The organism is Treponema sp. R6D11, from assembly GCF_054786075.1.
The window spans coordinates 1-5,751 of sequence record NZ_BDHD01000117.1 but is presented as its reverse complement, the minus strand read 5'-3'; the positions used below and the strand labels follow the sequence as shown (position 1 = coordinate 5,751).

Below are 5,751 nucleotides of genomic sequence, written 5' to 3'. Positions count from 1 at the left end.
CCCTTGTCCGGCGCTTCTTCCAAAGATGATAAAATTTTCTAAGAAAAAACGCTGATTATTTTTCCGGAGTCTTTTTTGCATTTTTCCTAAAATTTATTTTTTAACTCAAAAAAAACCAAAGAAAAACTTTTTTCCGCTAAATCTTTTTCCACCGCTGATGAAGTCGGAAAAATTGTTAAAAGTTTACCTTGATCTTCGCTGATACAGGGGGAAAAAAGACCGGAATCTTTTATACCCGCCTGCACAAATTGTTCTTGTGAAAGAAAAGTGTAATCTATTTCACTTGCGCAAAGCGCCGCCGCAAGGTGCTGTTCCCACGCCATTTGCGGAAGCCAACAGCCAAGCGGACGCTTTCCAAAATGTTTGCGGATATATGTAGTCATTAATTCAATTTGTCCGATTCTGTCCTGCAAGGGTATCAACGGGAAACTAGGCTCGTAAAATCCGCCGCCAAGCAATTCTGTTTGTTTTCGATTTATCATATCCTCAATTATCATAAAAAATTCGGGATGCGTACGTTCTACCCAGTAAAGCAGTACGCCCGAATAGTGTAAAACAGCCTGAATGTTTGAATAACGGTATAAATTTGTAACAAATGGGCGGATTTTATTTTCATAAACAAATTCAAACTCGCTTTCAGGCGCTCCGGACGGAACATGGGCATGGGAACCAATAATAAGATAGATTTTATTTTTTTCTTTCACCCTGCGCTAATCATCCTGAAAAATAATAATGAAGCGGCGGTAAAAACAAGGGACAACAACCCCATAGCGATAATAACTAACGGCTTTCCTTTTAAAAAAATCGGAACCGCTTCCAATTCAGCTCTTCTGCGAATTTCCCCGATAATAATATTAACAACAAAAACTCCTAAAGTAAAACCAAAAGAAAGCATTATAGCTTCATGTAAATTATTTGCAATGTTTATACAAATGAATACAGACACAGCTGTAATACCATCAGGAAAATTTATAAATGTTTCCGTTTCTTTTTTATATATGTAAGTAAAAATAAAATATTCCAAACCATTATACAAAATAGCGCTTAATGGAAATAAAAGTACATATACAAAAATACCTGTAAACAAAGAAAAAATAACAGTAGAAAGAAACAGCCATATAAGAATTATTGACGAGAAAATAATGCCTAATCTGATAAAGGACGATACATTAAAAATTGATTTTGAATCAACTATTCCTTTAATTCCAAGACCGCATTGTAACACAATGTTTATGGTGAAGCCTGAATAAATAAATAATAACAAATATTGAATATTAACCATTGCCCATTTTTCCTTTCCAATATTGATAAAAACAGAGTAAATAACCCAATAACAAGAGCGACCCCGCAGAAGTGGAGAATATGCCTATTGGGAAAAATGCGCCTGATTTAAAATACATAATTGTTACCATTCCCTGATAAGTCCCCGGAAATGACAACATACAATAAGATAATGGTTCTCTTATTATGGAAAACGCTATTATTAAACTTGCCAAAGAAGCCGCCTGAGAAATTGCGTCCGAGACATTATCAAAAACGTCGGAATATTTGTGCTCGGAAACAGAGTGCATCTGTTGAACAATACCGGAATTTGCGCAAAACAGCGGAACAAGCAACATAAGCATAAATACTTCCAACGCCGCAAATGGGCATAACAGCCAAAACAGCAAAATATACACGCTACTAAAAAACACAGCCAAACAGGTAAAAAGCGTAACTAAGCCTTTTTCAGGCAATACTTTTTTTACTTTATCCATTGATAAAGAAGCGAATGTAAAAGAAGTAAGACCATATACCCAAAACAAACAGCCTGAAACTGTAATTGCCCACGAAAGACGCCCGCAAGCCATAATTAAAAGCCCCGCTCCTGTTAATCCGCCAAGAGGAGAAAGAGAACCCCAAAATGAATGTTGCTGTTTTAAATTCATCTTGCATCTCCTTTTTGTGCATCAAAATTTATATATGCGGCAGCTTCTATTCTATCAACATACATTTGCAAAACGCTTTTTGGCATCGCATCAAATATTTGCGCAGCATGAGCGCTTAACGGCAGTATTTCACTCACAGCGCCATTAGATGAAACTACAGCGCCAAGCGGGACAAGTATGCCGTCCCGGAAGGTTGTAAACACAAACAATTTATTTGTGGAATTATATATTGTATACCAATATCCAAAAATTTCTGCTTTTCCGGGCTTTGCCTGTAAATAAGTAGATATTCTTCGCGGATCATTATTGTTTATTAATACGCTGTTTACAGTACGCATAAGATTAAACACAAGCGACGGTTGAACAAAAATCCAAATAACGGAAATAAGTAAAAGAAGTCCGGCAATCCAGCCAAGTAAAATTAGTTTGCCTTTCATAAGGAATTCTCCCTAAGACTGCCTCGATTAATACGGAACAGAATAATTTTATCCTCTATAAGCCTGACAATGGGCGTTATACAATTTGTCAAAGCAAGGGCGATAAAGCACCCGTAATATTCCATGCACTTGTATCTGAAAAACCATGAAAGAAACGCGCTTAATACAACTGTAAATATTATACCCGGTTTTAATTTAGCGCTGCTTGCAGGTTCCGCCGCAAGAATAAAAGCCACCGCAATTGTACCGCCTGAAAATATGCCGTATAACATATCTCCATTCCAATACATTCCCGATAAATCTCCGGCAAAACGGACAAGAAAACCGTAAACGGCAAGAAAAACCAACGGAACCCAACCGCGGTTAATTCCTACAGCGGTAATAATTACAGTGCCTATTAAAAGGAAAAATAAACCTCTATCCGTAATTAATCCCGCATCATTATTAAAAAGAAGATCGATGTATCCCGACGGAAGCTGTACGCCGGCAATGGAAAATATCGAGTTATTAAAAAATTCCGTAACAGGATTATCCAGAGTGCTTACGTTTGATGTCATTACCATTTCCGAAACCGAAGGCGTTGAGCCGCCAAACGCATTTGTAAAAGCCGATGACCATGAAAACCGAATAAATAACCAGCCGCCAAGAGCGGGGTTAAGCCAGTTTGATCCAAGCCCGCCGAAACTGTACTTTACCACAACAATCGCAAAAGCAACGCCTAAAAAAACAAGAACAGGATGTATTTCATTTGGTAAAAGCATAGAAAGTATCATCGCCGTAGCAGCGGCGCTTCCGTCTTTTATTTTTGCCGCTCCGTTTTTTTTACAAGTAAATAACAATTCAATTATCATCGCGGAGAAAAACGCCGTAAGAGCGACAATAAGCGATTTTCCGCCGTCGCTAAAAGCCGACTGAAGAACGCAAAGAAACGCGCATGCAAAAACAAGCCACATTCTAAGGGCGCTCGGACAGGAAATATTTATCTGCGGTTTATTTAAAAAAATTATTCTGCTATCAGGCACTTGCGTCCTCCTGATCGTTTTCCAGGAAAGTTTCCAATAACGGCAAAGCGGAAGGACAGACTACCTTGCAACATCCGCAACCATGACAGCCTATATGACCGGGACTTTCAATCTCGCGCAATTTTAGGCGCTTGTAAATACTTTGAGGATCAAGCCCCATAGGACAGACTACTCTGCACTCGCCGCAGTTGATACAATTCCGTTGCGCGTGAACCGCGGCTTGCGATTTTGACATTGCAACAATAGCGTAACATGATTTTCCCACAGGCTCGTCAAGGTACTTTACTTCCCTGCCTGAAAGCGGCGAGCCTGTTAAAATTCTTTCGGGCGGTTCAATAAAACCGTCGCATTGCTCTATAACTTCGCCGATTCTTGTTCCGATTCTAACTTTCATTATTTGCGGCTTTGAAACAGCCGATCCGCCTATGGCTACATATCTATCTAAAATAGGTTTTTTATGTACTACCGCGTCAGAAACAGCCGCAAGAACGGAAGGACCAAGTATTAAAAGCGATCCTAAATCGACATTTTCTTTTTTTTCATACATGCGAAGCGCAAGTTTAAGCTCTCGATTATTTCTTTGCGGATAACGGGAACCTGTCAGAACAAGCGACGACGGAATATTTAAAGATCCTGCGGCTGATAAAAGTTGTTCTCCAAGTTCTTGTTCGTGATGTGAAACCGCAAAAACAAGTTGAGTTACTTTAAGACACGCTTTTGCCACAATAGCCGCGCCTTCTATTACGGAGTTTATCCTGTCGCGGCAAAGAGCGTAATCGGCGACAAGCCAAGGGTCGTCAAAAACACAACGGACAACAAGCGATAATTTGTCTTTTTTTCTTGCGGCGGAAATTATATCGGAAAGCGGTTTTTCATCGTTGTCCATTTCGACAATTCCGTAATCTGAAATTATTTTTTGTAAATCGTAACAGTTCAAGCCCGTCCATATTAAAACTTCTTCTTTTCTGCCTAATCTTTCAAACGCGCCTTCCATTTTAATTACAAGAGCGTCATTATTGATGTTGTTTTTGTCTACCCATGAAACTTTTTTAATAACTCTGCCGGGAACAGTAGCATGCACATTAGCTGTCCCCGCGCCGGACGCTCTGCCAATTAGCATGCCTTCGCGTACAGCCTCTCCGATACTCACAACAGGATAAACAGGCTTTGCCTTATTACCAAGCGAGATAACGGAAAGCGCCGGCAGAAAAGCATTCGCGGCTGATGATTTTATGGGGGAAGTCGGGTCCTCATAGAGGAACCCTCCCCTTGGAAACGAATATATCTTCATAATTTAAGCGTCCTTACGGTTACGCAAATGACTCCTATGATTATACAATAATTTTTTATTCCAGTTAATACCCGTCAACCTTAATTTTCCCAAATATGATTTTATCCCTTCTAAAGCGCCGCCTTGTAAATTTTCGCTGTTTTTTCCAAAAAGCAGGCTTGGAAACAAGAACAATAATAATACCAATAATGATAAATTTTCCTTAATTCCTCCCGTATTTTTGCCGGATTTTACAAGATTGCTATTATTAACATTATTAAAAAAATCCATTAAATGTTTTAACGGAAAAGCCGGATAATCGCTCATTTTAATAGATTGGCTTACGTTCATTTTATTCATGGAAACAAGCCCGTCCGTATCGTAGAAAAAAGCGGGAAAAGCGGCTGATGACGTACTTAGTTGGCGCGTCGAAAATGACGCCTGATATGTCAGATGTTCATAGTAATCCTGCTCATTAAGTTTAATGTCGAATTTTCTGCCAGGATTATAACTTCCCGACATATACGGCAGAAAAAACATAATAAGAAACGCGCCTGCAACAAACGGCAAAATATACATTGGAAAAACAAATTCGGGAAAACGCTTTCTTTTTATCAATAACGGATTAAACCTTCTGTGGTCTACTCCGGCAAAGGACACTATTTTTAACGAAAAGAAAAAAACAGCAAAAGAAGCGGCTGTAACAGCTATTAAAAAAATTAGCTTTAACGGCGAAAAGATAATTAAGATTGAAAATGCGGCGACAAATACTGGAAGAAAGAGCCAGTAATATTTATAAGGAACAATTATTTCTTTAAAAATTGACGCAAGTTTATCGCCCTTTACCATTGAAGGCGGAGGATTGACAAGCTCGTTAAGCGGCTCTTTTAATAAAATAAAAAGCCCAAAAAGTAAAGCGGCGCTACCTATTCCCGCAGAGCCGAAAAAACCAAGCGAAGAAAGCACCGGAACCATCGGTATAATATTAACAATACTGCGATGTATCTTTCTTTTCGCATAACACAAACAAAGAAGAATGACAGATGCCGCAATATAAACGCCAAAGAAAAGAAGCAATGGACGCCCTATTCCGT

Annotated in this window: 7 protein-coding genes; all 7 read right to left on the bottom strand. The window is 39.0% G+C overall.

All coding sequences use genetic code 11. The annotated features are described in order from the left end of the window. Positions 1-86: 86 nt before the first annotated feature. Positions 87-704: a glycoside hydrolase family 38 N-terminal domain-containing protein gene (locus tag ACYVTD_RS09335; RefSeq protein ID WP_461247508.1), complete on the bottom strand. Its 618-nt coding sequence runs from the start codon at positions 702-704 to the stop codon at positions 87-89. Further along, the gene (locus ACYVTD_RS09330; RefSeq protein WP_461247507.1) at positions 701-1,087 is read right to left on the bottom strand and encodes a hypothetical protein; all 387 of its coding nucleotides are present in this window, start codon (positions 1,085-1,087) and stop codon (positions 701-703) included. Before ACYVTD_RS09330 ends, ACYVTD_RS09335 begins: the two co-directional genes overlap by 4 nt. Positions 1,088-1,274: 187 nt before the next feature. After that, complete coding sequence (locus tag ACYVTD_RS09325) at positions 1,275-1,928, bottom strand: hypothetical protein (protein WP_461247506.1); 654 nt, start codon at positions 1,926-1,928, stop codon at positions 1,275-1,277. Then, entirely contained in the window at positions 1,925-2,365 is a 441-nt protein-coding gene (locus ACYVTD_RS09320) for a hypothetical protein (protein WP_461247505.1), read from the bottom strand. Before ACYVTD_RS09320 ends, ACYVTD_RS09325 begins: the two co-directional genes overlap by 4 nt. Then, positions 2,362-3,387 (bottom strand): RnfABCDGE type electron transport complex subunit D, encoded by a 1,026-nt coding sequence (locus ACYVTD_RS09315; protein WP_461247504.1) that lies wholly within the window; start codon positions 3,385-3,387, stop codon positions 2,362-2,364. The genes ACYVTD_RS09320 and ACYVTD_RS09315 overlap by 4 nt, the downstream gene beginning before the upstream one ends. Then, on the bottom strand, positions 3,380-4,678 hold the full coding sequence (locus ACYVTD_RS09310; RefSeq protein ID WP_461247503.1) for an SLBB domain-containing protein: 1,299 nt from the start codon (positions 4,676-4,678) through the stop codon (positions 3,380-3,382). Before ACYVTD_RS09310 ends, ACYVTD_RS09315 begins: the two co-directional genes overlap by 8 nt. 3 nt (positions 4,679-4,681) lie before the next feature. Next, positions 4,682-5,751 (bottom strand): hypothetical protein (locus tag ACYVTD_RS09305; protein WP_461247502.1); only part of this gene is annotated, 1,070 nt, incomplete at its 5' end.